Origin of the sequence: Paraburkholderia sp. CNPSo 3272 (genome assembly GCF_024206495.1) — a bacterium.
GTDB lineage: Bacteria > Pseudomonadota > Gammaproteobacteria > Burkholderiales > Burkholderiaceae > Paraburkholderia.
In genome coordinates this window covers 66,364-92,244 of sequence record NZ_JAMBPQ010000009.1, presented here as the reverse complement: position 1 = coordinate 92,244, position 25,881 = coordinate 66,364, and the positions used below count along the sequence as shown (strand labels likewise).

The 25,881-nt window shown below is 64.4% G+C and carries 25 protein-coding genes; 12 read left to right on the top strand and 13 right to left on the bottom strand.

Translation table 11 applies throughout. The features are described 5' to 3' along the window. Positions 1–18: 18 nt before the first annotated feature. A complete protein-coding gene (locus tag M3I53_RS13885; RefSeq protein WP_254316496.1) occupies positions 19–1,011 on the bottom strand; it encodes a LysR family transcriptional regulator in 993 nt (330 codons plus the stop codon). 222 nt (positions 1,012–1,233) lie between these two features. Between M3I53_RS13885 and rhaM the strand changes: the two genes are divergently transcribed. The 6 genes from rhaM (at position 1,234) to rhaS (ending at position 7,196) form a co-directional block, all read left to right on the top strand. Further along, positions 1,234–1,548, top strand: coding sequence for an L-rhamnose mutarotase (gene rhaM, locus M3I53_RS13880; protein WP_254316495.1), 315 nt, complete (start codon positions 1,234–1,236; stop codon positions 1,546–1,548). Between the two features lie 20 nt (positions 1,549–1,568). Continuing rightward, positions 1,569–2,474 (top strand): amidohydrolase, encoded by a 906-nt coding sequence (locus tag M3I53_RS13875; protein ID WP_254316494.1) that lies wholly within the window; start codon positions 1,569–1,571, stop codon positions 2,472–2,474. A 28-nt stretch (positions 2,475–2,502) separates the two neighbouring features. Next, entirely contained in the window at positions 2,503–4,044 is a 1,542-nt protein-coding gene (locus tag M3I53_RS13870; protein ID WP_254316493.1) for a sugar ABC transporter ATP-binding protein, read from the top strand. After that, positions 4,041–5,096 (top strand): ABC transporter permease, encoded by a 1,056-nt coding sequence (locus M3I53_RS13865; RefSeq protein ID WP_254316492.1) that lies wholly within the window; start codon positions 4,041–4,043, stop codon positions 5,094–5,096. The genes M3I53_RS13870 and M3I53_RS13865 overlap by 4 nt, the downstream gene beginning before the upstream one ends. Continuing rightward, entirely contained in the window at positions 5,089–6,108 is a 1,020-nt protein-coding gene (locus tag M3I53_RS13860; protein ID WP_254316491.1) for an ABC transporter permease, read from the top strand. Before M3I53_RS13865 ends, M3I53_RS13860 begins: the two co-directional genes overlap by 8 nt. Positions 6,109–6,188: 80 nt before the next feature. Continuing rightward, positions 6,189–7,196: a rhamnose ABC transporter substrate-binding protein gene (gene rhaS / locus M3I53_RS13855; RefSeq protein WP_254316490.1), complete on the top strand. Its 1,008-nt coding sequence runs from the start codon at positions 6,189–6,191 to the stop codon at positions 7,194–7,196. Positions 7,197–7,258: 62 nt separating this feature from the next. Here rhaS and M3I53_RS13850 read toward each other — a convergent pair whose 3' ends face one another. Beyond that, positions 7,259–7,954 carry an SOS response-associated peptidase gene (locus tag M3I53_RS13850; RefSeq protein ID WP_254316489.1) on the bottom strand — a complete coding sequence of 232 codons (696 nt, stop codon included), beginning with the start codon at positions 7,952–7,954 and terminating at the stop codon, positions 7,259–7,261. 81 nt (positions 7,955–8,035) lie between these two features. Between M3I53_RS13850 and M3I53_RS13845 the strand changes: the two genes are divergently transcribed. The 3 genes from M3I53_RS13845 (at position 8,036) to M3I53_RS13835 (ending at position 9,736) form a co-directional block, all read left to right on the top strand. Next, positions 8,036–8,362: a hypothetical protein gene (locus tag M3I53_RS13845; RefSeq protein WP_254316488.1), complete on the top strand. Its 327-nt coding sequence runs from the start codon at positions 8,036–8,038 to the stop codon at positions 8,360–8,362. A 117-nt stretch (positions 8,363–8,479) separates the two neighbouring features. Then, the gene (locus M3I53_RS13840) at positions 8,480–9,325 is read left to right on the top strand and encodes an alpha/beta hydrolase family protein (RefSeq protein WP_254316487.1); all 846 of its coding nucleotides are present in this window, start codon (positions 8,480–8,482) and stop codon (positions 9,323–9,325) included. A gap of 246 nt (positions 9,326–9,571) precedes the next feature. Then, positions 9,572–9,736 carry a DUF1328 family protein gene (locus tag M3I53_RS13835; RefSeq protein WP_028210724.1) on the top strand — a complete coding sequence of 55 codons (165 nt, stop codon included), beginning with the start codon at positions 9,572–9,574 and terminating at the stop codon, positions 9,734–9,736. A 126-nt stretch (positions 9,737–9,862) separates the two neighbouring features. Here M3I53_RS13835 and M3I53_RS13830 read toward each other — a convergent pair whose 3' ends face one another. The 7 genes from M3I53_RS13830 to M3I53_RS13800 form a co-directional block, all read right to left on the bottom strand. After that, positions 9,863–10,657: an SDR family NAD(P)-dependent oxidoreductase gene (locus M3I53_RS13830; RefSeq protein ID WP_254316486.1), complete on the bottom strand. Its 795-nt coding sequence runs from the start codon at positions 10,655–10,657 to the stop codon at positions 9,863–9,865. A 148-nt stretch (positions 10,658–10,805) separates the two neighbouring features. Further along, positions 10,806–12,938 (bottom strand): phosphocholine-specific phospholipase C, encoded by a 2,133-nt coding sequence (locus M3I53_RS13825; RefSeq protein ID WP_254316485.1) that lies wholly within the window; start codon positions 12,936–12,938, stop codon positions 10,806–10,808. Between the two features lie 102 nt (positions 12,939–13,040). Beyond that, positions 13,041–13,550 carry a PRC-barrel domain-containing protein gene (locus M3I53_RS13820; RefSeq protein WP_254316484.1) on the bottom strand — a complete coding sequence of 170 codons (510 nt, stop codon included), beginning with the start codon at positions 13,548–13,550 and terminating at the stop codon, positions 13,041–13,043. Between the two features lie 133 nt (positions 13,551–13,683). Continuing rightward, on the bottom strand, positions 13,684–13,890 hold the full coding sequence (locus M3I53_RS13815; RefSeq protein ID WP_254316483.1) for a hypothetical protein: 207 nt from the start codon (positions 13,888–13,890) through the stop codon (positions 13,684–13,686). A 144-nt stretch (positions 13,891–14,034) separates the two neighbouring features. Continuing rightward, positions 14,035–14,385, bottom strand: a complete 351-nt coding sequence (locus M3I53_RS13810; RefSeq protein ID WP_254316482.1) for a response regulator — start codon at positions 14,383–14,385, stop codon at positions 14,035–14,037. A gap of 167 nt (positions 14,386–14,552) precedes the next feature. Next, positions 14,553–14,855 (bottom strand): DUF2795 domain-containing protein, encoded by a 303-nt coding sequence (locus tag M3I53_RS13805; RefSeq protein ID WP_254316481.1) that lies wholly within the window; start codon positions 14,853–14,855, stop codon positions 14,553–14,555. Positions 14,856–14,987: 132 nt separating this feature from the next. Next, entirely contained in the window at positions 14,988–15,290 is a 303-nt protein-coding gene (locus M3I53_RS13800; RefSeq protein WP_254316480.1) for a putative quinol monooxygenase, read from the bottom strand. A gap of 1,223 nt (positions 15,291–16,513) precedes the next feature. On the opposite strand from M3I53_RS13800, the gene cqsA reads away from it, so the two are divergent. After that, complete coding sequence (gene cqsA, locus M3I53_RS13795) at positions 16,514–17,815, top strand: alpha-hydroxyketone-type quorum-sensing autoinducer synthase (protein ID WP_254316479.1); 1,302 nt, start codon at positions 16,514–16,516, stop codon at positions 17,813–17,815. Positions 17,816–17,875: 60 nt separating this feature from the next. On the opposite strand, the gene M3I53_RS13790 is transcribed toward cqsA, so the two are convergent. The 4 genes from M3I53_RS13790 to M3I53_RS13775 form a co-directional block, all read right to left on the bottom strand. Next, complete coding sequence (locus tag M3I53_RS13790) at positions 17,876–18,901, bottom strand: response regulator (protein ID WP_254316478.1); 1,026 nt, start codon at positions 18,899–18,901, stop codon at positions 17,876–17,878. Further along, the gene (locus tag M3I53_RS13785) at positions 18,898–20,259 is read right to left on the bottom strand and encodes a sensor histidine kinase KdpD (RefSeq protein ID WP_254316477.1); all 1,362 of its coding nucleotides are present in this window, start codon (positions 20,257–20,259) and stop codon (positions 18,898–18,900) included. The genes M3I53_RS13790 and M3I53_RS13785 overlap by 4 nt, the downstream gene beginning before the upstream one ends. A 281-nt stretch (positions 20,260–20,540) precedes the next feature. After that, complete coding sequence (locus M3I53_RS13780) at positions 20,541–21,362, bottom strand: alpha/beta fold hydrolase (RefSeq protein ID WP_254316476.1); 822 nt, start codon at positions 21,360–21,362, stop codon at positions 20,541–20,543. A 14-nt stretch (positions 21,363–21,376) separates the two neighbouring features. Next, on the bottom strand, positions 21,377–22,990 hold the full coding sequence (locus tag M3I53_RS13775) for a benzoate-CoA ligase family protein (protein ID WP_254316475.1): 1,614 nt from the start codon (positions 22,988–22,990) through the stop codon (positions 21,377–21,379). A gap of 129 nt (positions 22,991–23,119) precedes the next feature. Here M3I53_RS13775 and M3I53_RS13770 point away from each other — a divergent pair, with 129 nt between their 5' ends. Together M3I53_RS13770 and boxC are read left to right on the top strand one after the other, a co-directional pair. After that, entirely contained in the window at positions 23,120–24,076 is a 957-nt protein-coding gene (locus M3I53_RS13770) for a helix-turn-helix transcriptional regulator (protein ID WP_069266083.1), read from the top strand. 126 nt (positions 24,077–24,202) lie between these two features. Then, positions 24,203–25,879, top strand: coding sequence for a 2,3-epoxybenzoyl-CoA dihydrolase (gene boxC, locus M3I53_RS13765; RefSeq protein WP_254316474.1), 1,677 nt, complete (start codon positions 24,203–24,205; stop codon positions 25,877–25,879). Positions 25,880–25,881: the final 2 nt, after the last annotated feature.

Sequence of the window (25,881 nt, the reverse complement as noted above, 5' to 3'; positions counted from 1 at the left end):
GCCCTGGGCCCACGCGTATCAATGAGGAGCGAGCACGGCCGCGTGCGAACCATCGTGAGCGATATCGTCCAATTTGAAGGGCTGCGAAAAGCGCCGCAGCAAGCCGACGAAATGCTCGGCGGGCTCCGCGAGCGGCTCGTTCTTGCGCGTGAGCACGCCGTAGCCCGGCAGGCTCTTGCCGATTTCGAGCGGCAGCACGACGAGCAGCTTGCCGCGCACATGGTCGCGCACGACCGGCTCGGGCAGCATGGCCACGGCGTCGAAGCTTTCGAGCAGTTGCAGCGTGGCGAAGATCGAGGCCGACTCGGTGAGATTGGCGGGCGTGCCGAGACCGGCGCGCGCGAGTTCGCCTTCGAACAATTCACGCGCGGGACTCGTGATGGGCTGCGCAACCCACGGCCAGTCCATCAGTTCCGCGAGGGTGACCTGTTCGCGCCGCGCAAGCGGATGGCGCGCGCGCACCACGAGCACGAGCGTTTCCCGCGCGATCGGCTCGAAGCTGAAATCGTTGTGCTGCAGCGGCGTGGTGAGGCGGCCGAGCGCGAGATCGACTTCGCGGCGATGCAGCAACTGCACGACCTGATCGCTCGTTTCGCCGAGGATGCGCACGTGCAGCAGCGGCCGTTCGGTCTTGAGCGTGGCGACGGCTTGCGCGAGCAGGTCGGGCGCGGCGCCCATGATCGCGCCCACGGTGAGCTGGCCGTGCCCGCCGCGGCGCTTCACGTCGAGGTCTTCCGCAAAGCGCGTGAGCTCGGCGAGCGCGCGGCGCGCGTAGGCGAGCGTGACAACGCCGAGCGCGGTGGGCTGCATGCCGCGCGCGTTGCGCTCGAAGAGCCGGAAGCCGAACGCTTCCTCGATGTCGCTCAGCATGCGGCTCGCGCTGGGCTGGGCCACGTTGATGGCGTCGGCGGCCTGATGAACGTTGCGCGCGTCGTCGAGCGCGACGAGCAGGGCAAGGTGCTTGAATCTGAGCCGGTTGACGAGCGCGACGACGGAAGTGTGATGGTTCATGGAGCGATCCGGTTTGTGCATCGCCCGATCCCAACATCGGATTGGTTGGCTATCGATGCGGGAATTATAGTCGGATCACAACGCAGCTAACCACGTAAAAACGCGTGCCCTCAGCGTTCTCAGGCGCAGCGAAGCCAGGGCAAACACCGAGTCCACGCGTGTGCCTGGGTCACATGAGCGGCGCAGGCGCACGACGTAACAAGGCTGGACGGAGACACGATCATGGAGACAATTGCGTTTCGCATGCAGCTCGATCCCGGCAAGCGGGATGAATACGAGCGGCGTCACCGCGAAATCTGGCCCGAACTCGCGAGCGCGCTGCGCGACGCGGGCGTGAAAAATTACCGCATCTTTCTCGACGAAGCGACGCACCATCTCTTTGCCGTGCTCGAGCGCCGCGACGATCACACCATGGACGCGCTGCCCGAGCTGCCCGTCATGCGCAAATGGTGGGATGACATGGCCGACATCATGCAGACGGATGCACACAACGTGCCGCTGCAGCAGCCGCTCGTGCAGGTTTTTCATTTGCCTTGAGAACACGCGAGGAACATGCCATGCAGGTCGTCGATCCGCACGTTCACTTCTGGAACCTCGATACGCATCACTACCCGTGGCTCGAAAATCCGGGCACGTCGTTCGTCGGCGATGCGCGCGAACTCAAGCACAACTATCTGCCCGCCGACCTGTTGCGCGAGGCCGGCGACATCGACGTGCTCAAGGTCGTGCACGTCGAAGCGAATCACGATCCGGACGATCCGGTGGAAGAAACGCGCTGGCTGGAAGGGCTCGCAGACATTGCCGCGAACGCGGGGGAGGCGCGAGCGTTGCCCGACGCGATCGTCGCGGCCTGCGATCTCAGTTCGCCCAATGCGCCCGCGGTGCTGGAGGCGCACGCGGCGTTTGCGCGTACGCGCGGCGTTCGCCAGATTCTCAACGTTCACGAGAACAAGCTCTACGACTACGTGGGGCGGCATTACATGCGAGAGGCCACGTGGCGCGAGCACTTCGCGCTGCTGGAAAAGCACGGTCTTTCGTTCGACCTGCAGCTTTACCCCTCGCAGATGGAGGAGGCCGCCGCACTCGCGCGTGCGCATCCCGGCATTCAGCTCGTGATAAACCACGCGGGCATGTTCGTCGACCGCAACAGCGTGGCGGGCTACCGCGCGTGGCGCGACGGCCTGCGCCTGCTTGCGGCATGCCCGAACGTGGCCGTGAAGATCAGCGGGCTGGCGATGTTCGACCATGCGTGGAGCGTCGAAAGCCTGCGCCCATATGTGCTGGAAACGATCGACGCGTTCGGCGCGGATCGCGCGATGTTCGCTTCGAACTTTCCGGTCGACCGCCTGTTCGGCGGCTATTCGAAGCTTTGGCAGGCGTATGCCTCGATCGTGAGCGGCGCGAGCGAGAGCGAACACACGGCGCTGTTTCGCGGCAACGCCGAACGTATCTACCGCATTTGAGCGTGCGCGCAACGACATGGAGACAGGCGTGGAAGCAGAAGCAAAAAGCAGGACCGATGGCACTCCGCGGCTCGAACTGCGTAACGCGAGCAAGTCGTTCGGGCGCGTGCGCGCGCTCATCGACGGCAGCCTGAGGCTCATGCCCGGCGAGGTGCACGCGCTGCTCGGCGAAAACGGCGCGGGCAAGTCGACGCTCGTGAAGATCCTCGCGGGCGTGTATCAGCCCGATGGCGGCGAAATGCGCATCGACGGCGTGGAGCGCGCTTTCGCGACGCCCGCCCAGGCGCGCGACGCCGGTATCGCAGTGATTTATCAGGAGCCCACACTGTTCTTCGATCTGTCGATCGCGGAGAACATCTACATGGGGCGTCAGCCCGTGGATCGCGTGGGCCGCATCGACTACGACACGATGCATCGCGAGGTCGCGGCGCTCCTCCAGTCGCTCGGCGTCGAGCTGAAACCCGAACGGCTCGTGCGCGGCCTTTCGATTGCCGACCAGCAGGTGATCGAAATTGCGAAGGCGCTGTCGCTCAACGCGAGCGTGCTCATCATGGACGAGCCCACGGCCGCACTCTCGCTGCCCGAGGTCGAGCGGCTCTTTACGATCGCGCGCACGCTGCGCGACCGTGGCGTGGCGATTCTCTTCATCACGCACCGGCTCGAAGAAGTCTTCGCGCTCACGCAGCACGTGACGATCATGCGCGACGGCGCCAAGGTGTTCGACGCGCCCACGGCCACGCTCAAGACCCAGGACATCGTCGCGAAGATGGTGGGACGCGACCTCGCCACGTTCTACCCGAAGGCGGATGTGCAGCCGGGCGAAGTGATGCTGCGCGTGCGCGGCCTCACGCGCCGCGGCGTCTTCAAGGACATTTCGTTCGATGTGCGCGCGGGCGAGATCGTCGCGCTCGCGGGACTCGTGGGCGCGGGGCGCAGCGAAGTGGCGCGCGCGATATTCGGCATCGATCCGTGCGACGCGGGGCAAGTGCAGATCGCGGGCAAGCCGCTGGCCTCCGGCATGCCCGCTGCGGCCGTGAAGGCAGGCCTCGCGCTCGTGCCCGAGGACCGGCGTCAGCAAGGTCTCGCGCTCGAACTGAGCATTGCGCGCAACGCCTCGCTCACGGTGCTCGGGCGACTCGTGCGCTTTGGCCTCATCTCCACGGGGCGCGAAGTGGAGCTGGCCGGGCAGTGGGGCAAGCGCCTGCTTCTCAAGGCGAGCGATCTGAACGCACCGGTGGGCACGCTCTCGGGCGGCAACCAGCAGAAGGTGGTGCTCGGCAAGTGGCTCGCCACGGGGCCGAAGGTGCTCATCATCGACGAACCGACGCGCGGCATCGACGTGGGCGCGAAGGCCGAAGTCTACGGCGCGCTCGCGGAACTCGTGAAAGAGGGCATGGCCGTGCTGATGATTTCGAGCGAACTGCCCGAAGTGATCGGCATGGCTGACCGCGTACTCGTCATGCACGAAGGCCGCATCACGGCCGACATCGCCCGTGCCGACGCCAACGAAGAGCGCATCATGAGCGCCGCGCTCGGCGAAACCAACATTCATCTGGGGCACGCCGCATGATGCGCCATTCCACTTCTCCTCATCCCCTGCACGGCGGCGAGCCGCGCCCGCAGCGGCGCAACGCGGGTGCATTGGCCGAAGCGCTGGCACGCAGCCGCGAGACCACGCTTTTCGTGGTCCTGCTGCTGATCGTGGGCGGCACGGCGCTCGCGCGGCCGCAATTCCTCAACCTGCAGAATCTGCGCGACGTGCTGCTCAACGTCTCCATCGTGAGCTTGCTCACGGCGGGCATGACGATCGTGATCCTGATGCGCCATATCGATCTCTCGATCGGCTCGACGGTCGGCATCAGCGCCTATGGGGTGGGCAGTCTCTACGTGGCGTTCCCCCACATGCCCGTGCTCGTGGCGCTGGTCGCGGGGCTTGCCATCGGACTCGCGGCGGGCGCGATCAACGCGCTGCTCGTGGCCGTGGGGCGCGTGCCGTCGCTCGTCGCGACGCTCTCCACGCTCTACATTTTCCGCGGCGCCGATTACGCGTGGGTGCATGGCGGCCAGATCAACGCAACGAGCCTGCCCGACGCGTTTTCGCGGCTCGCTACGGGCTCGGTGCTCGGCATTCCGGTGCTGGCGCTCATCGCGATCGTGCTGCTGGCCGCGCTCTCCGTGTATCTCAAGCAGTTCCGGCCGGGCCGCGAGTACTACGCGATCGGCTCGAATCCGGAAGCGGCGCGCCTTGCCGGCATCAACGTGGAGCGCCGCGTCGCGACGGGCTTTTTGATCAGCGGCGCGATTGCGGGCCTCGCGGGCGCGCTGTGGCTCTCCCGCTTCGGCACCGTGGATGCGAGCACCGCGAAGGGCATCGAGCTGCAGGTGGTCGCGGCCGCCGTGGTCGGCAGCGTGGCGATCACGGGTGGCGTGGGCACGATACTCGGCGCGACGCTCGGTGCGCTCGTGCTGGGCGTGATCAGCATCGCGCTCGTGGTGCTGCACGTCTCGCCGTTCTGGGAGCAGGCGATCCAGGGCGCGCTGATCGTGGCCGCCATCGCCGCCGATACGCTGCTCGCCCGCTCTGTGGCAAAACGCATGATGAGGAAACGCGACCATGGCTAAGAACGCCCCGAAACCCGACGCCGCGCTGCTCACGCGCAAGCCCGGCTTGCCGCTCAGCTGGGAAGCGCTGCTCGTCGTCATTCTCATTGCATCGCTGGTGGTGGGGCGCGTGCTCTCGCCCGTGTTCCTCACGGGCGCGAACATCAGCAACGTGCTCGCGGACCTCACCGAAGTCGCGCTCATGGCGTTGCCGATGACGCTCATCATCGTCGCCGCCGAAATCGATCTTTCGGTGGCCTCGGTGCTCGGCGCTTCGAGCGCATTGCTGGGCGTGCTCTGGCACATGGGCTTGCCGATGCCGGTCGCCATGGCGCTCGTGCTCGTGGCGGGCGGTCTCGCGGGCCTCTTCAACGGGCTCGTGATCGTGAAGCTCAATCTCCCTTCGCTCGCCGTGACGATCGGCACGCTCGCGCTCTTTCGCGGGCTGGCTTACGTGTTGCTCGGCGATCAGGCGATCGCCGACTTCCCGCCGGGTTATACGCTCTTTGGCATGAGCAACCTCGGCGGCACGTTTATCCCGTTGCCGTTCCTGATCGTCGCCGCGTGCGCCATCGTGTTCACGGTATGGCTTCAGGCCACGGCGTTCGGCCGCAGCCTCTTCGCGATCGGTGCGAACACCACGGCCGCGTCGTTCTCGGGCATCGACGTGCCGAAGATCAAGCTGCGCCTCTTCGTGCTCTCGGGCGTGATGAGCGCGCTCGCGGGCATCGTCTATACGCTGCGCTTCACGAGCGCACGCGGCGACAACGGCGAGGGCTTCGAGCTTTCGGTGATCGCGGCTGTGCTGTTTGGCGGCGTGAGTATTTTTGGCGGGCGCGGGTCGATGTACGGCGTGCTGCTCTCGCTCCTGATCGTAGGTGTACTGAAGAACGCGCTTACGCTCGTCGATGTGTCGAGCGAAACGCTCACGATCGTGACCGGGGCGCTGCTGCTGGCTTCGGTGCTGATCCCGAATCTCGCTGCGCGCTGGCGCACGATGCGCGACCGGCGCGCGCTGGCGCGGGCGGCGTGAACGTGGTGTGAAGAAAGGCAAGGAAGGCAAGAGGCAGTCAATCAGCCGGACGCGTCCGGTACCCATCGAGGAGACATTTCATGAGAAAGCCAGTACGTCAGGTGTGCACGGCCTTGCTGTGCGCGATGCTAGTGGGAGGCGGTGTCATTGCGCATGCGGCCAGCATCAAGGATGGCTTGAAGATCGCGTTCGTGCCCAAGCAGATCAACAACCCCTACGAGGTGATCGCCGATAACGGCGGTCTTGATGCGATCAAGGAGTTCAAGGGCGACGGCAAGGCGGTCGGTCCTTCGGATGCAGGCGCGTCCTCGCAGGTCTCGTACATCAATACGCTCACCACGCAGCACCAGGACGCGATCGTCATCGCGGCCAACGATGCCAATGCGCTCGTGCCGTACTTGAAGCGCGCGATGGATCAAGGCATCAAGGTCGTCACGTTCGACTCGGATACGGCGCCCGACGGGCGGCAGATCTTCGTGAACCAGGCGAACGCGGAGAGCATTGGCCGCGGCCAGATCCAGCTCGTTTCGAAGCTGATGGGCGGCGAAGGCGAGTTCGCGATTCTTTCGGCCACGCCCAACGCGACGAACCAGAATACCTGGATCAAGTGGATGCAGGAAGAGCTGAAGAAGCCCGAGTATTCGAAGATGAAGCTCGTGAAGATCGCCTACGGCAACGACGACGACCAGAAGTCCTTCGTCGAGACGCAAGGCTTGCTGCAGGCGTATCCGAATCTGAAGGCGATCGTTGCGCCCACCTCGGTCGGTATCGCCGCGGCGGCGCGTTATATTTCTTCGTCGCCGAGCAAGGGCAAGGTGGTGGTGACGGGCCTCGGCACGCCTAACCAGATGCGCGCGTTCGTGAAGAACGGCACCGTGAAGGCGTTCCAGCTATGGGATCCGGGTGCACTCGGCTATCTCGCCGCGTATGCGGCAGCCAATCTTGCTTCGGGCACGATCACGGGCAAGGAAGGGGAGTCGTTTGAAGCAGGCAAGCTGGGCAAGCGCACGATCGGCAAGAGCGGGGAAGTGATTCTCGGGCCGCCCACGACGTTCGATGCTTCGAATATCGATAACTTCAACTTCTGATTCACGTTGCTGGTTTGATCGATGTGGAATGCCAGGCGACCCGGTTTTTGCCGGGTCGTTTGTTATTGGCCGTTCGTAGCGGGCTTCGGGCTCGCGCGCGGGGGCAGTGGCTGAGGCTCGGCCGCCATTCCCTCCACCGGATAGAGATTGAGAAACGACCTCGCCTCGTCCATCGAGCGGCTCGCCAGCCAGTTCTCATACTCGGAGGGCGGCACGATCACCACGGAACGTTTCTCGTCCCCGGGCTTGTGGAAACGCTTCATGAGCGGATGGTCGTTTGCATTGACGGTGAGCATCGTGAACGAGTACGCCTTGCCGGCGTCGCCTTCGTCCCACTCGCGCCATAAGCCGGCAATGGCGAATGGCGCGCCGTCGGCGAGACCAATGCGCCAGCGCACCGCCTTGCCGGTTTCGTAGCTCGGCTCGAAAAACGCCTCGCATGGAATCAGGCACAGCTGCAGCTTCTTCCATGCGCCGCTGAAGCTGCGCCTCTCGCCCACCGATTCGGCGCGTGCGTTCATCGTGTCGAACACTTTCACGCCGGGCGCAATCTGTCTGCGCGGCACCATGCCGAACGTCGCGAGCAGGGCTTCGCGCGCATCGGGAGTCCCGGGCAGATCGTCCGTCGGGCTCGCCCGGCGAATCACGGGCGCGGCGTAGTCCTTGAAGATTTCGTCGCGCCACGGGTCGTCCGGCGGCAGGACACCGTAGTGCCTGAAGAGGTAGTCACGGCGTGCGGCGGCGTAGTTCGTGCACATGGTCGTCTCTCCGTCCCGTCCTTCAGAATCATTCTCACATGTGATAGGCTGTATAAATATACAGTGTTTTTGGGGCGGAAAATGGGACGGGATCATCGTCACTTCCCTCCGCTCACAGCGGCGGAGCTGGCTGAAATCTACGACCGGAATCCCTCGCCCGTCGTATTGCGGTTGCTATGGGAGATCCACCGGTTGCGCTCCACCATCAGCCGGGCGAACCAGATCCGGCTGACGATCGGCACGCGCGTCGGCAAGGCGAATACGCCAGCGGGCATGTGGGAGCGTTTCGAACAGGAACTCGACGCGGAGCCGTGTTTGACCGATCCGCTCACGGCGCGTCAAAAGGGTTTGCTGCATGAGGGTGAGCCCGAGGGCCGGCTGCGGCGCAGGCGGCGCAATGGCGATTGATCGCACGGTCGCCAACCATTCTTCGTGTGGCACGCTGAAATTTGGCTGTAAGTGGCGCTTGTTAGAGTCCACGAAAGCAGTTGTCTTTCGTGGCAGTCAACACAAGAGCGACTTCTCATGACTATTGTCCGCGCATGCTGGTTCGTTCTGGCGCTGCTTCTCAGTGCACCCGTCTGGGCCTACCAGACGCGTGTCGTCTCGATTCCCAGCGCCACGATGCAGCGCTCGTTCGACGCGACCGTCGTCTTGCCCGACGACTATGGGCGCGGCAACCACGCCGCGCGCTTTCCGGTGATCTACGTGCTGCACGGCTCGGGCGGCAGTTATGCCGACTGGACCTCGAACACCCGTATCGGCAAGCTCGCCGACCGCTATCACGTGGTGCTCGTGATGCCGGACGGCGGTCACGAGAGCTGGTATATCGACAGCCCGTTCGATCGGAGCAGTCGTTATGAAACGTATGTGGGCAGCGAGGTCGTGTCGTATATCGACACACATTTCCGCACGATCGCCACGCGCGAGGCGCGGGCGATCACGGGTTTGAGCATGGGTGGATTCGGCGCGCTGCGCATTGCGCTGGACCGGCAGGAGACGTTCGGTGCGGCCGGCAGCATTAGCGGCGCCGTCGATCCGCGCAACTGCGAAGACGAGCCCGGCATCGATCACGTATTCGGCGACCCCGCACGGCACGCATCATTCTGGAACAACAATGCGATCGTAGACAGCGCGCAGGACTTCGCACACGCCCGTATCGCGCTCACTATCGACTGCGGCGTGAGCGACTTCTTCGTACAGTCGAACCGCACGCTGCATGAAAAGCTCGTCGAATTAGGCGTGCCTCACGACTACGCGGAACGTCCAGGCGGCCATACGTGGTCCTATTGGTCGAACTCGATCCGCTACCAGGTGCTCTTCTTCGCCACGGCGTTCCAGCGCGCCGGCTGGCATCCGCAAGTGGCGTAACGCTTCACGAAGCGCGCTTGTCCGGTGCGCGCGTGTTTGCCAACAGTCTTCCGACGCGATTCCGTCACATCATTCCCCTCGAACACCTGCCCGATCCCGGGCACCGCGCTTGCTCCAGTGATCCTGCAGGGGCGGGCGCGTAGAACCGTCCTGCTTAACCAGATGCCGGGCATCGGGCGACCGCACGCGGCGCCGGGGCGCGGCGACCACCCTTGAGCCGGGTTGCACCGGATGCAGGAGGACGTCATGCTTCAATACGCTGTCATTTTCTTCATCATCGCGATCATTGCGGCCGTGTTCGGTTTTGGCGGCATTGCGGCGGGTGCGGCATCGATCGCCAAAATCCTGTTCTTCATCTTCCTCGTGATTTTCCTCGTCACGTTGGTGCTTGGCGTCGTGAGAAGGGGCTAATAGCGAGCCACGCTGGTGGCAGTCGAATCGCAGCCCGCGTACGCGGGCTGCGATTCTTTCGTATTCGACGCTGCGTTATAACGCTTCGTATAACGAATTAAATAGCCTCGCTTGCCGCCTGAGGCATCACGCGATGGTATCCACCACGCCGCCGTCCACGCGCAAGGCCGCGCCAGTGGTTGCGGAAGCCTCTTTCGAGCATGCGTAGACGATCATGTTTGCCACTTCCTCCACGCTCGCCGCACGCCGGATGATGGAAGAGGCCCGATGCGTCTGCACGAACTGCGCGGCGACCTCCTCGACGGTTTTGCCCGAAGCAGCCACTTCGTCCTTGAGCATGTGCGTCACGCCGTCGGAAAGCGTGGGGCCCGGCAGCACCGAATTGACCGTGACGCCCGTACCCGCCAGGCGCTTGGCCAGGCCGCGTGCGAGCGAGAGTTGCGCGGTTTTCGTCATGCCGTAGTGGATCATGTCGGCGGGAATGTTCAATCCCGATTCCGAAGAGATGAACACGATGCGCCCCCACCCGCGCTTGACCATTGCATCCGCGTAGGCGCGCGAGAGACGCACGCCCGACATCACGTTCGTTTCGAAGAAGCGCAGCCACTCCGCATCGGGAATCTCGAAGAAGTCCTGCTGCTGAAACACGCCCAGATTGTTCACGAGGATGTCCACTTGCGGATGCGCCTTCACGAGCGCGTCACATCCCTGCGCACTGGAAAGATCGCCGACGAAGCCCTGCACCTGCGCGCCGGGCGCAGCGGTACGCAGCGCCGCCTCGGCTTCGCGCACGTTTTCGGCGTGACGGCTGCTGACGATCACGTCGGCGCCCGCGAGCGTGAGGCCCTTTGCCGCGGCAAGGCCGATGCCCGCAGCCGAGCCGGTGACGAGCGCGAGTTTTCCAGTCAGATCGATTTTCATGCGGGCTCCTTGAGGGGGAAGGCTGGCCACGCTTTCCAACGCGCGTTGAATGCGTGTCGAACGTTCATTGACGCAACGTCGCGCGCGGCCATCGTGAATGGAACGGGCAGTGTACTGCGCGGGCGCTCCGGATGCGTTCTCAGGCGCCTCACGCACCCATCGCCGGATCGCTCACGCTGTCCCTGCCGGTTTCTACCCGGCCCGCAAAGCGCCGGATCACACCGTTCTCCGCGCTCAGCGTGAAGTCGTACCAGCCGCCCGAATCCCCGAGCGCCCAGTCCGACTGCACCTGTTCGCCGGCGCGCAACGCATAGGTCCATGGGCCGTCGCTGCGGTAGGCATTGGCCGCCACGCTCACGTTCGAGGCCGCGCTCGCGCGATTGACGATGCTCAGCTCCAGTGCATTGCTCGCGGCGTCGTAGCGCACGCGCACTTCGGGATTGGGCCCACGCGCCGCCGCCCGCACATTGCCCTCGAAGGCGCGATGAAAACCGTTCGGGCCAAGCGCCCACAGGCGATATGCGCCGTCGTCAGCGGCGCTGGGCGTCCACGTGTCGCGCAGTGCCTTGCCTGCTTCGACGGTATAGCGGCGCGGCGACCTGTCGAGATGAAGCGTGTCGTACACGTGAAAGACGGCGCCGGCTTTCCCTTCGTTGCCGAACTCTAGTTGAACCTTGTGATGATGCCCGTCGACGCTCGCATCCACGTTGAGGCGATACGGCAAAGCGCGCGAGGGCCGCGCCTTGCGTGCCTGCTGCGGCATGGTCTGCGTGTCGGGCTGCGGCACGGGTACGGGCTTGAGCGCGTTCTGCTGCTTGTTCAGCGCGTCGGCCTCGGCTTTCGTGGGTGCGGAAAACGCCTGCACGGGTTTTTCATTCGGTGTGGTGAAGTTGAATGCCGAGGTGAGATCGCCGAATACCGCGCGCCGCCAGGGGCTGATATTCGGCTCGTGCACGCCGAAGCGCGTTTCGATGAAGCGCAGCACCGACGTGTGATCGAAGACTTCGGAGTTCACATAGCCGCCCGTGCTCCACGGCGAGACGACGATCATGGGCACGCGCGGCCCGGGCCCGAACGGCAAGCCGTCTGGCGCGATCGGCTTGCCGTCGCCGGGCGGGTTCGGCATGGTGAAGTATTCGTGGCGCGTGCTGGCCGTGGATTTGCCTGCGTACTCGCCGCCCTTGATGGGCGAGGGCGGGCAAGGCGGCGGCATGTGATCGAAGAAGCAATCGTTCTCGTCGAAGTTGACGAAGAGCACGGTCTTGCTCCAGATGTCCGGGTTGCGAGTCAGCGCGTCGAGCAGCTTCTGCAGGTAATATGCGCCCTGGCCCGGCGTCGAAACGGCGGGGTGTTCGGAATACGCTTGCGGCGCGATGATCCAGCTCACCTGGGGCAACTGGTTCGCCGCGATGTCGTCGTTGAGCGCCTGCAGGAAGCCGCCATCGGGCATCGTATTGCCGACGCCCTTATAGAGCGGCTCGCGTGCGTCGAGCGCCTGGGTCCACGGCACGGTGGGTGAGCCTTCGATCGCCTCGAGCACGCTGCGATAGCTCGCGAACCCGACGAGCGGATTATCGGTGTAGTTATCGGGCTGGTTTTCGTACACCTTCCACGTCACGCCGGCGGCCTGCAGGCGTTCCGGATAGGTCGTCCATTTCAGGCCTGTGGATGGCGCGCCGATGTTGTCCCAGCCATTGTTGTCGACCACGGCATAGCGCGAGGCCGTGGGGCCGTTCGTGCCGGTGAATAGAAAGAGCCGGTTCGAATTGGTGCCGCCATGCAGCGAGCAATAGTAGGCATCGCAGATCGTGAAGGCGTTGGCGAGCGCGAAATGAAATGGCAGATCGGAGGCCTGAAAATAGCCCACTGATGCGTCGCCTTTGAACTTGGGCCAATGCGTCATGCGGCCATGGTCCCAGGCCTCGTGGGCATCGGCCCAGTTGTGCGCGCCGCCCGCGAGCAACGCGTTGCCCTTGCGGCTGTCGAGGTAGAACGGCAGCAGCGTGCGTGTGCCATCGCTCTGTTGCCACACGCTGGCGCCGTCGGGCAAGGGAACCGTGATGCGGTCCGAGAAGCCGCGCACGCCGGGCAGCGTGCCGAAGTAGTGGTCGAACGCGCGGTTTTCCTGCATGAAGACGACGATATGCTGCACGTCTTCGATCGTTCCGGTTGCGTTGTTGGCAGGAATGGCCAGCGCCCGCTGGATGGCGGAGGAAGCCAGGCTGAGCGTCGCGCCCGCGGCGGCGGCGCGAAGGAAGTCACGGCGGTCCATCGAAGTCATGGTGTGTTCGCGTTGTTGTCGTTGTGCTCGCGACCATTAGCATGACACGTTGGCGCCGCCACGGGCGCCCGAAGAACGGTAGTGGATGCGCGTACGCTCTCGTCAGAGCTTCACACCGCCGGCCTCCGGTGGCTCGCGCCCCGGCTCGTCCAGCGGCAGGCTCGCCGCGTCGTCGCTCCAGTACGGCTCCCGGCCGTAGTACTGGTGCACGGAGCTGGCCCAGGTGCGATCGGCCATCGAAGGCCACTCGTCTTTGTCGAAGCCCGGTGCGTTCTTCACGTGTTCGGAGCTGAGCGCGAGGACGAAGCATTTGCGTGCCGCGTCGAGCGTGAGGGCATTCCACGGCACCGCGAGCAGCTTGTCGCCGATGCCGAGAAAGCCGCCGCTCGACATCACCATGTAGGCAATGCGGCCGCTTTCCACGTCGAGCATGATCTCCTTGACTTTGCCGACTTCGTCGCCGTCCGAACTCAACACGCGGTCGCCTTCCAGCGTACTGGCGGCCATTACGTCGGGGCCGGGGCCACGCGTGGTCGACGGGTCGCGGCCGACGATATGTGCACCGTCGCCGCTGCGCGGCGCTGAACCGATTGGGGTCTGCGAGTAGGCCATGATGTTCTCCTCGTTGATGATGAAACACGCGCACCGGAGGTCTCCCGCGCGGCGCGCGCCGGTTATCCAGAAGATTGCGGAAGTTGAGGGCGCAACCATGCGCCCCGGCAGTCGTGGTCGCTTGAAGGAAGCTTCAATCGCTCTTGCCGCCGCCGTCCAGGCCCGCGCCTTTGCGCCACACTTCCTTGCCTTGCTCGGAGAGTTCGCCGCTGCTGTGGGTGGCGTCGGGCTCGGTGCCGTGCACCGCCATATCGCCGCCCGGCGGCTGCGTGGCGCCCTTCTTCTCGCGCTTGCGTTGCGCCACACGCTCGTCATGCGAGCGGCCTGCGTATTCGCTCATTTCGACCTCCTTGGACATGCGCATCGCCTGACGACGCGATGCGCCTTGGGATTCGATCGCATGCCGGCCCGAAATGGACCGGCCACGCCGATTCCGTAGCATCGGGCATGCCCTGCGCCCCGAGCGCGGCCATCGACCGGCATGTCAGGGGGTGGCAATCCGGTGGAGGATGTCGAGCAGTTGTGAAACGGCGAAGGGCTTGCGCAGGAAACCCACGACGTCGGCGTCGGGGGGCAGGGTGACGAGCGCGGAGACGAGCACCAGGGGCACGCCCGCGAGCTTGCCACTGCGCTTCATTTCTCGCATGAGGGAGAGCCCGTCCATGCGGGGCATCATGCAGTCGGAGATGACGACATCGGGAGGGTCGTCGAGCGCGCTTTGCAGGGCATCCGAACCGTCTGCGGCAGTTCTGACCCGATAACCTTCCTGCCCGACCAGTTCCTTGAGCGCATCGAGCGCGTTTGTGTCGTCGTCGACTAGTAATACGGTAGCCATACGTCTCTTGCGTGAGCGGTCCCGCCAATCATGGCGGCGAGACCTTTGTTCTTCGCGATCGCGTCGCGGCGGGCCGAGGGTATCCGGCGGCCGTTGCGCAGCGCGCAATTTTTGTTCCCGCGTCGCGCAATCGCGATCCGCGCTCGGCATCGTTGACGTTTCGCTCGTCATCCTTGTTTCGCCGCGCCCCCTTGGGCGTTCGGGCCGCGCGCGGCCAGTTGCGCCGCGACGATGAGCGCCGAGACTTCGGGAAAGCTGCCGAACGCCTCGTCGGGCAAGCGGCGCAGGGCGTCGATCACGTCGCGGGGCGCGCCGCTGCGCTCGGCGTTTTCGATTAGCGTGGCGGGGTGCGCGGGCCAGGTGACGCGTTCGAGAGCGTGCAGCACGCGATCGCTCAGCGCCTCTGCGCTCGACCGCGCCTCGTCTGGGGTGTCAGCTCGTGTTGCCTCACAAGCGGAAGCAGGCTTCATCGGCTCCTCCTTCGAAGATCGCGACGCCTTTCGCACTTGCCGTTCCCGGCGCCTTTTTTCTGTGCGTGCCCCATCAAGGGCAAGGAAGGGACGTGGCCGCGCGCACGTCCTCTCGGCAAATCGGGCGGCTGTTCAGGCGGGAAGCTTGTCGGCAAGCACGTCGGCGCGGCGGATCTGCGGCGGCGCGGCCAGCAGTTCGCCTGCGCGCGCCATCAATGCCGCGGCCACCTGGCCGTTCAGATGCGCGTTGCGGCCGGCTTCGTCGTCGAATGCGTCGAAGATCGCAAACGTCGCGGTGTCGAAGCGCACGCCGAACCAGGCCGGCGTGCCGGGCTCTGCATCGACCAGCGGCTTCGCGCTCGCGAGAAATGCCGCCAGTTCCTCTTCCTTGCCGGGCTGCGCGTGCAGCTCGACGTATAACGCATGCTGGGTCATGACATGGCTCCTGTTACGTCGTGGCGTCTCAGGCATGGTCGCGGTGCTTTGGGGCCTTCGTCAAGCGCCGTGAGGGCGCGGCGGGTTTTCCCTGCTTGCCGCGAGAAAGTTACGATCCGCAGTCCAGATAGAGTCGGGAGGACGCAGGGTTTTGTCGGGCGACGCGGGGTCACAGCCGCGCTTCGGGATCGGCGCTATTTGATGCCGAGCGTGGCGCTCCTGCTCGCGGGCCTGCAGCGGGTCGGCTTGCCCATCCAGACCGTGTTCGTTTCGATCACCTTGCTGGCGCTCGCTGTGGTACGCCCGCTCGAAGGCTGCCGCCAGTTCTTCGGGCTCAAGCCGCGTGCCGCTTGCCTACGCGGGAACCGTTGCGCTCGCAATGGGTATTGTGTGGTGGTATTGGGTCACGCCGAGTCTCGGCGCGCGCGTGGTTGTGGTCTCCGCATTTCATGCGGCCATCTCTCGCCCAGGCGAATGCGTCGCTCGAAGCCGCGCGCGAGAAGGGCCAGCGGCCGCGCTCGCGATTGTCGATAGCGATCACTTCAAGTCTCGCTCGCCACGTTGATGGCGCGCGCCGACGCGGCGCTCTACGTCGCCAACTCACGCCGGGCGCGATCGCGTCGTGGCCATCTGACGATTCCGTCGGTCTCGTTCGTGCAATCTATGCGTGCTGAATCAACGCTCGCGCCCTTTCGCGGCGCGACGGCCAATCCTTGTCGAAACTCCATGCGCTACGCATAGTTGCGCACTGCGAGGGGCTTAACAGCGCTGTTTTTAAACGATAATTATCAATGGCGCGACTGACGTTGCGTGCAGCGTGAAGGCGCTTTCGCTGCATGACGTGCATGGTCCAGATGACCTGCGTGGCGCGCCTCAAAAAATTTTTGGGCGGGCGTTTCTTCCCTTGTAACCAGTGGCGATCACGCGAAGCGGGATTCGTGCGGATATGAAGGCGCCTGCTCCCGGCGCCCCGCGCCCGCATTGGTTTTCTCTCAAGCGCGCTCTGGCGCCGCCGGCCGTGACCACTCCCGCCGCGCGCCGCGACTCACGCGCTCGCCAGTCATTGCATCACCCACATTCAAAAGTCCGCTGCCGGAACGCGCACGTCAGGCCTCATCGCGCGTGTCGTTTCGCTGCGGGCACATTACGGGCCGGCCTTTCGGAATCCTTCATGACCAGACAAGTCGCTTCCGGGGCCGGCCTTTAACCACAAGGAGCCTGAGATGAAAGTTGGCAGCAACTGGCGTAACGCACATAACAACGACGCGGCATTGCCCGCATTCCTCGCGGCACGTGTCGATCGCTACTACACCGAGCGCGTGCAGGAAAGCTGGGCCGGGGGGCACATCATGAAGGGCCGTGTTGCCGATACTGATGCCTTGCACCTTTCGAGTAATGACTACCTTTCGATTGCGCGCCACCCCGAGATTCTCGATGCAATGTGCATGAGCATCCGCTCGGAGGGCAACGGACTCCTGATGTCGGGTGTGTTCCTGCATGGCGACGACTGCCCGCAACTTGCGCTCGAAGACCGCTTCGCGTCATACATGGGGGCCGAAGCGAGCGTGCTGTGCCAGTCGGGTTTTGCCGCGAATACGGGGCTGATCCAGTCGATCGCCAATGCGCAGACGCCGGTGTACGTCGACATGATGGCGCATATGTCGTTGTGGGAAGGTATCCGCAGCGCCGGTGCGCGCGCGATTAGTTTCTTCCACAACGATGTGGATCACCTCGAGCAGCGTATTCAGCGCTACGGGGCCGGGATCGTGATCGTCGATTCGGTGTACAGCACGAACGGCAGCGTGGCGCCGCTCGCGGCGATCGCCGAGGTGTGCGCCGAGCACGACTGCGTGCTGGTCGTCGACGAGTCGCATTCGCTCGGCACCCACGGCCCGCACGGTGCGGGCATGGTGGCCGAGCTCGGACTCATCGACCGCGTGCATTTTCGCACCGCGAGTCTCGCTAAGGCGTTTGCCGGGCGCGCGGGCATCATCAGCTGTTCGCGGCGCTTCCAGGAGTATTTCAAGTGCGAAGCGCTGCCTGCCATTTTCAGCTCGACGCTGCTGCCGCATGAAACGGCGGGTCTCGCGGCGACGCTCGACGTGATCGAACGCGAAGACTGGCGGCGCGCGCGCGTCGCGGCCAACGCGCGTTACGTGCGCTCACGGCTGGCCGAGCTCGGCTACAACCTGAACGGCAGCGAAACGCAGATCATTGCTCTCGAAGCCGGGCCGGAGCCGCAAACTATCATCCTGCGCGACGCGCTCGAAGCGCGCGGCATTTTTGGTTCGGTGTTCTGTGCGCCCGCCACGGCGCAAAACCGCTCACTCGTGCGGCTCTCGCTCAATGCGGCGCTGTGCGAGGAGGAACTGGAGCGCCTCGTGGAAGTATGCGCGGAGATTCGCGACGAGGTGCAGATGTGGAACTGGCCGTCCACGCGCCGCAACGAACGCAACGCGGGCCGTGCTCGCGTGCGTGTGCCGCAGGCCGTGGTGAACATGCCGATGGTGGCCGTGGCGGCCTGAGCCGTGCGCGATTGAGGCAGCGTGGAGCGAGACAGCGGTAGCGTGGGGTGCGCCCGACTATCAGGGCGAGTCCCACGCCGCCTGGATCTCGCGGTCCAGCTGGTCGAGATGCCGGTCGTAGGGCAGTACGTTGTCGAGCGCGAGCCCCGCCGGCCTCTTCACCACGGCGTAGAGATAGCGGCGGTCGCCGTGAAACTCGGATGCGGGGTGCATATACGGCTGCCATTCCATGCACTGCGACGGGTAATAGCCTTCCGTGCGCCAGAAATAAGGCAGGCTGCGACGGCTGTCGAGTTCGGCGAGGAAGCCTGTGGGCGCACCTTGTTCGACGGCGATCTCGCGCACGCCGCGCAGCGATTCGTCGGTATGAATGACGAGCAGGTACGCGGTGCCGACACCGTCGAACATCAGGAGTCCGTGCGGTTGATACGAGAGATAGTGCTCGACGATGCCTAGTGAATCGGCAATGCCCTTCACGTGCGCGGCGAGCGCATGATCCTTGAGGAATGCATATTCGGAAACCGCGAGCGCGTCGAGCACCGTGCTGCAGCAGCGGTCGAAATACGCGCGCTGCATATCGCCGATCGCCTGGTTCAGCGTTTCCACCGCGTCGACTTCGTGCTTGCGGATGAAGCGGTCGATCAGCCCTTCGTTGAAGCTCTTAACGGCCACGTGCTCATCGGCTTTGCCGGTCAGCACGATTTTCCTGATCGACGGGTCGGTAATGCGGCGGCAAAACTCCATGCCGTTGAGTTCGGGCATGTCGTAATCGACCACCACGACCGAAACCGACTCGAAGCGCGAAGCGTTATGTACGAGACTACGTATCGCATCGACGCGCATGGCGATGACCTGGTGCGCGTCGTTTTCTTCAGTGCGGTCCAGATAGGGGCTGAAGATAGGCTCCGCCGCGCGGTCGTGTGGCGTACGGCCATTGAGGAACTTCAGCGCCTCGGAGGGCGAACTGAACAGGCGGAAGGCCAGGTCGGGGTCGAGTTGCAGGCTCAGGTTCGAAAGGAACGCGGCGCTGTCGTCGACGAAGGCGACGGTGGTCGGATAGGAGAACGGCTGAATGGTTTTCGTCATGGCGCAGGGAATGTCAAAACGAACTCGGTGTATTCGCCTTTTACGGAAGAGCAGGTGATTGCTCCACCCATCGCTTGCATGACATCGCGGCAGAATGCCAGCCCGATTCCTGCTCCGAGCGTCACGTCATCGGTGGCGGTTGTCGAAGTATAAAAGCGCGTGAAGATATGCGGCAATACCTCCGGGGAAATACCGGTGCCCGTATCGCTGAAAATCAAACGATTGGCCCTTTGCCCTGATTCAAGACGAATCGAAATCTGCGCGCCTTCGATGCTGCCCATATGCCGGAAGGCATTTTTGAGCAGATTGAAGAGCACGTGGACGGTCAGCATTTCAGATCCGTGGAATTCGAAATCGGGGCGCAGATTGCAGATTACCCGACGCCGGTCGCCTTCGCGAAACGGAAAACGCGCGAGTGCGGTTTCCACGCAATGTACGATCGAACACATCGTTGCGTTTTGCATGTTGCCGCCCGTGAAGCGCGCCGTGGCGAGCAGCATGTCGATGATCGCGTTCGAATGCAGTGCTTCCTGTTCGATGCGGCCTGCCACGCCTTGCAGGGAATGCAGATGCGCCACGCGTATTTTGGGCACGGGCAAGCGGCTGCGCTGGGCGAGTTGATAGGTATCGAGCAGCGCGGGCAAATAGCGCATGAGGCCCGCCGCGCCCACGCGTATCGCCACGAGGGGCGTGCGCAGTTCGTGCGCCACGCTGCCCGCGGTCGCCAGCATGGCGCGCTCCTGTTCGATCTGAATGCGGTCCTGATCGTAATTGGCCACCGCGCCGATCGCGACCGCGAACGAAAAGATCGCCAGATGCGTGAGGTAGTTCGGCCCGAGTACGATGGGGTAGGTGGTGAGGCAGTACGCGATCACCGCTAGGCTGATGCCCACGAGGAACTGCAGCACGAGCATGAGCCAGTCGAGCAGCAGCACCATCACGAACGCCGCGATCAGCGCGCTTTCCACCCATACTTCGTTGCCGTTGTTCTTGAGCAGCATGAACGTGAAAAAGAACGGCAGTGCGTAGAGCGTGCAGAAGTACCAGTACCACGGCAGCAGTTTTTTCAGCGCGGCGGGCCAGCGCTCGAAGGCCAGGATCGGCACGAACAGCAACGAGCCGATCAGGCGCAGCGTGAGATTTTCATACGGCTGAGGAAAGAGGTCTTTCCACACGTAGTAGTAAAGCGGGAAGCCCACGCTCGCCACCACGGCGAGCGGGCGCATGCGGCGCTTGACGTATTGCAGGTTGCGCAGCGCGGGCGCGAAGGCGCGTACGAAGCGCGGGCGCATCGACGCCCAGGCTCGCCTCAGTCGCACCGAGGTTCTCGAAACGTTCATCAGGATGGAATCGCTCATCGTTCTTGCCGGCGCGCGTGATCCGGCCGGTCTTCTTGCGTCTCGCTTTTGGTGCCCCGTTTTGCTTTTCGGTTCGCGCGGTCGGACCCCGTCTCCGCCACGCAAAGAAAGACAATATCACCAAAGGATTGCAGCGATGAGGCGGGTTTGGCCCTCAGTTCGGCCTTCGATGGGCTTCGGAGCGGCGCTGGCGGCGGAAGGTTATGCGCGGTGCATCGATTCGCCCCTGTGTGGAGGCAATAGATGCGTGCTGGAGGGCTTGCGGGGGCGCCGATATGCGTTCACGGCATGAGCTTGCATGGTGACGAAACGAACCGCTCGATGACGTCGTCCAGCGGCTGCGGCGCGTCGCGATGCGGAGAATGGCCGCCCTGCGTGAGTGCGTGGACGCGCGCGTGCGGCACGGCCGCGCCAATTGCTTCTACTTGCGCCATGGTGCCGTAGTGGTCGTCGAGCGCCTGCACGGCGAGCAGCGGCGCGCGAATCGACGCCAGTTCGCCGACGATGTTCCAGCACCGGAAAGCGGGATCGAGCCAGATATCGTTCCAGCCGTAGAATGCGGAATCGACATCCTCGTGATAGCGTGCGAGCTTTTCGCGCAGGCGGGTCGTTTCGTACGCAACCTTCGCCTCGCCGATGCTGTCGGCCGAAACGTCTTCGACGAACACGTGCGGCGCAATCACCACTGCGCCCGCGAGGGCTGCGGGGAAAGCGGCGGCGTAGAGCAGGGCGATGGAGGCGCCGTCGCTATGTCCGATCAGCCACATGCGCGCGCGTTCGGTCGCGCTCACGCCAAGCGCGTCGAGCAGAGCGGGCAAGACATCGCGCGCCTGCGCCGACATGAAATCGACCGGCCATTTCTCGCCTTGCGCGCGCGGTGTGGAACGGCCGTAACCCGGGCGCGAATAAACGAGCCCGCGCATGCCGAGGCGTTCACAAAGCGCGGCGGGCCACTCTCTCCACATCGCGATCGAGCCGAGACCCTCGTGCAGGAACACGGCGAGCGGCGCATCGCTGGCGGCCGCGCCGATCCAGCGATATTCGATGCGCAGTGCATCGCGCGTGGACGTGGCGGGCAGATCGGCGAATTCGCTTTCGTTCATGGTGTGTGTCGCTGTCACGATTGAAACTGCTGACGCAGCCGGAAACGCTGGATCTTACCGGTTGCCGTCTTGGGCAGATCGTCGACGAACAGAATGTCGCGCGGATACTTGTGCGGCGCGAGCCGCGTTTTCACGAACGCCTTCAATTGCTCGGCCAACGCGTCGTGCGGGGTTTCCACTGCCGACTGCTTGAGTACGACGAACGCGCAAGTCTTCACGAGCCCGCCCTGATCGACGCCGATCACGGCCGCCTCGAGCACCGCGTCGTGCTGCATGAGCACCATTTCCACTTCGATAGGCGAGACATACTGGCCGCTCACCTTGAGCATGTCGTCGCTGCGGCCCGCGTATACATAGGCGCCGCCCGGCAGGCGCCGGTATTTGTCGCCGCTCCTCACCCAGTCGCCGAGGAAAGTCGCGCGCGACTTCTCGCGATTGCACCAATACATCACGGCCGCGCTCGGCCCGCGGATGAAGAGGTCGCCGATCTCGCCGTCGGTCACGAGCGCACCGGTCTCGTCGCGCAGTTCGATTTCGTAGCCGGGCACGGGGTGGCCCGTGGTGCCGTATTCGACCGCGCCCGGCCGGTTCGAGAGGAAGATGTGCAGCATTTCCGTGGAGCCGAGGCCGTCGAGAATGTCGCTGCCGAAATGTTCCCTGAAGCGCTCGCCCAGTTCGCGCGGCAGCGCTTCGCCCGCGGACGTGCACACGCGCAGCGCGACGTCGGCGCGCGCCGGGAGGTTGGATGAGGCCATCATGCTCGCGTAGAGCGTGGGCACGCCGTAGAACACCGTGGGCCGATGTTGCACGAGGCGTGCGAAAACGGCGTTGGCGGTCGGGCGTTCGGCCATCAGGATCGTTGTCGCGCCGACCGAGAGCGGAAACGAAAGGCCGTTGCCGAGGCCATAGGCGAAGAACAGCTTGGCCGCCGAAAACACGATGTCGTTTTCGCGTATGCCGAGAATGGGCTTGGCGTAAGTCTCGACGGTCCAGTAGAGATTGGCGTGCGTATGCACCGTGCCTTTGGGTTTGCCTGTCGATCCCGACGAGTAGAGCCAGAACGCGATGTCGTCACAGCCCGTTTGCGCGGCGCGCGGAGCGGGCTCGGCGCGTGCGATCAAATCGGCGAGGACGTGTTGGGGTTCATGCGGAAGCGACTGTGAAGCGGGCGGAGAAGCAGGCTGCGAAACGATTAACTGGCAGTCCTCACATTGTGCTTCAACCAGCGCGGCGCTCACGGCGGGCAGCACCGCGCCCGAGGCGATCACCACGCGCGCGCGGCTGTGCGTGAGCATATACACATAGTCGGCCGGCGTGAGCAGCGTGTTGACGACCACCGGCACGATACCCGCATAGAGCGCGCCGAGAAACGCAATGGGCAACTCGACGGTGTCGAGCATCACGAGCAGAACGCGCTCTTCCGCGTGGACGCCCAGCGTGCGCATGGCGGCCGCGAAGCGGCGGGCCTGCATTTCGAGTTCGCCGTAGCTCAGCGTGAATGTGTCGTCGATATAAGCCGTCTTCGCGGCGCGCGCGGCGTTGAGCGCGAACAGATGCGTGGCGAAGTTGAATTGCGCGGGCGGCGGCACGGCCGTGGCGTGTTCCTGCGATGCTGCTGGGATTGGCACGGTGTTGTCTCCGCTCAGTCTGATTCGATCGGATTTGTCGTCGATCAACCTTTTCGCGGAAAATTAGCCGTTAGTAAAATGCATGTCAAGCACTATAGTACATAAACACGGTTTCAGGGATTCCCTAAGATGAAGCAAACTTACATTGCGGAGCTGCCAGCGGAAGCCGCCGACGACGCCTCGCGCGGCGAGCGCACCGAACGCGATCCGTTCCTGACCGCCATGGGCGAGCGCGTACGCATGCTGCGCGCGCGGCGCGGCATGACGCGCAAAACGCTGGCGGCGGAAACCGGGCTCTCCGAGCGGCATCTGGCGAATCTGGAGTCCGGGGTGGGGAATGCCTCCGTGCTGGTGTTGCGGCAGATCGCGACCACGCTGAACTGCCCGCTCGCCGAGGTGATCGGCGACGTCACGACTTCGTCTGCGGAATGGCTCCTGATCCGCGAGTTGCTGCAGGGGCGCGATCCGGCCGCCTTGCAGCGCGCGCGCGTGGCGCTCGCGGAGATGTTCTCGCATACGAGCGCCGACCCGCACCGCAACGAGCGCATCGCGCTCATCGGGCTGCGCGGCGCGGGCAAATCCACGCTCGGGCGCATGCTCGCGCAGGAGCTGAAGGTGCCGTTCGTCGAACTGACGCGGGTGATCGAGCAGCTGGCGGGCTGTCCGCCTTCGGAAATCCATTCGCTGTATGGCGCGAGCGCTTATCGTCGCTACGAGCACCGGGCGCTGGAGGCCGTGATCGCGGAACACCCACGCGCCGTGATCGCCTCGCCGGGCGGCCTCGTTTCCGAGCCCGCCACGTTCAACGTGCTGCTCGCGCATTGCTTCACGGTCTGGCTGCAGGCCGCGCCCGAAGAGCACATGCGCCGCGTCGTGGCGCAGGGCGACCTGCGGCCCATGTCGGGCAACTCGGGTAACAGCGAGGCGATGGACGACCTCAAGCGCATCCTGGCTGGCCGCAGTGAACTGTATGGCCGCGCCGACATGACCTTCGACACCAGCGAAAAGACACTCGCCGACGCTTACCTGCAACTGCGTGACCGGCTCGCCGCCCGGCTGGCCGCGGAGGCGCCTCGCATCGAATGAGCGGCGGGTGTGAACTGCGGCATCGCGGGTTTACCCCTTTCATGCATTAAAATGCACTAATGTGCTTTACATGAGCAATCCATTGCACTATCGTTCATTGAAACGAAGTGTAGACAGGAGACGCTCATGGCCGCAGCCGAAACCGCCGTCGCCCCGCAGCGGGTCGATTACCGCACCGATCCCTCGCAATACCGGCACTGGAAGCTTTCGTTCGACGGTGCCGTAGCGACGCTCGGCATGGATATCGCCGAGGACGGCGGCATTCGCGACGGCTACAAGCTCAAGCTGAACTCGTACGACCTCGGCGTCGATATCGAACTGCACGATGCACTCCAGCGCATCCGCTTCGAGCATCCGGAAGTGCGCACGGTCGTGCTGACCAGCCTGAAGGACCGCGTGTTCTGCTCGGGCGCCAACATCTTTATGCTCGGCCTCTCCACTCACGCCTGGAAGGTCAACTTCTGCAAGTTCACCAACGAAACGCGCAACGGCATGGAAGATTCGTCGCGCCATTCGGGCCTGAAGTTCATTGCGGCGGTGAACGGCGCGTGTGCCGGCGGCGGCTATGAACTCGCGCTCGCCTGCGACGAGATCATGCTCGTGGACGACCGGTCGTCGTCGGTTGCGCTGCCGGAAGTGCCGCTGCTCGGCGTGCTGCCTGGCACGGGCGGCCTCACGCGGCTTACCGACAAGCGCAAGGTGCGCCACGACCGCGCCGATATCTTCTGCACGGTAGTGGAGGGCATTCGCGGCGAGCGCGCGAAGGCCTGGCGTCTCGTGGACGAAGTCGTGAAGCCGAATCAGTTCGGCCAGGCCGTGCAGGCGCGCGCGCTCGAACTGGCCGCCGCGAGCGATCGTCCCGCGCACGCGAAGGGCATCGCGCTCCCGCGCATAGAACGCGTGGAACACGACGGCGGCCTGAGCTATGCCACTGTCGATGTCACGATCGACCGCGCGAAGCGCACCGCGACCTTCACGGCGAAAGCACCTGCCGTGGAACCTGTTTCGGATATCGAATCAATCGTCGCCGCCGGTGCATCGTGGTGGCCGCTGCAGTTCGCGCGCGAGCTGGACGACGCCATCCTCTCCATGCGCACCAACGAGCTCGACGTCGGCACGTGGATTCTCAAGACCGCGGGCGACGCGCGCACCGTGCTCGCCGCCGACGCCGCGCTGCTCGCGCACCGCGACCACTGGTTCGTGCGCGAGACCATCGGCATGCTGCGCCGCACGCTCGCCCGCATCGATGTCTCTTCGCGTTCGCTGTTCGCGCTGATCGAGCCGGGCTCGTGCTTCGCCGGCACTTTCGCTGAACTCGCGTTCGCCGCGGACCGCACGTACATGGCCGCGCTGGCTGCGAACGAAGACGAAGAACCGGCCGTCACGCTCTCGGAAGCGAATTTCGGCCTCTACCCGATGGTCACGCATCAATCGCGTCTCGCGCGGCGTTTCTATGAGGAAACCGAATCACTCGATGCCGTGCGCGAGAAGATAGGCGAAGCGGTCAAGCCGGTCGAGGCGGAGCGCCTGGGCCTCGTGACGGCCTCGCCCGACGACATCGACTGGCCCGACGAAATTCGCCTCGCGCTGGAAGAGCGCGCGGTCATGTCGCCCGACGCGCTCACGGGTCTGGAGGCGAATCTGCGCTTCAACGGGCCGGAGACCATGGAAACGCGCATCTTCGGCCGGCTTTCCGCGTGGCAGAACTGGATCTTCAACCGGCCCAACGCCGTGGGCGAGAAAGGCGCGCTCAAGGTGTACGGCAAGGGCAGCAAGGCGCAGTTCGACGTTGCCCGCGTTTGATC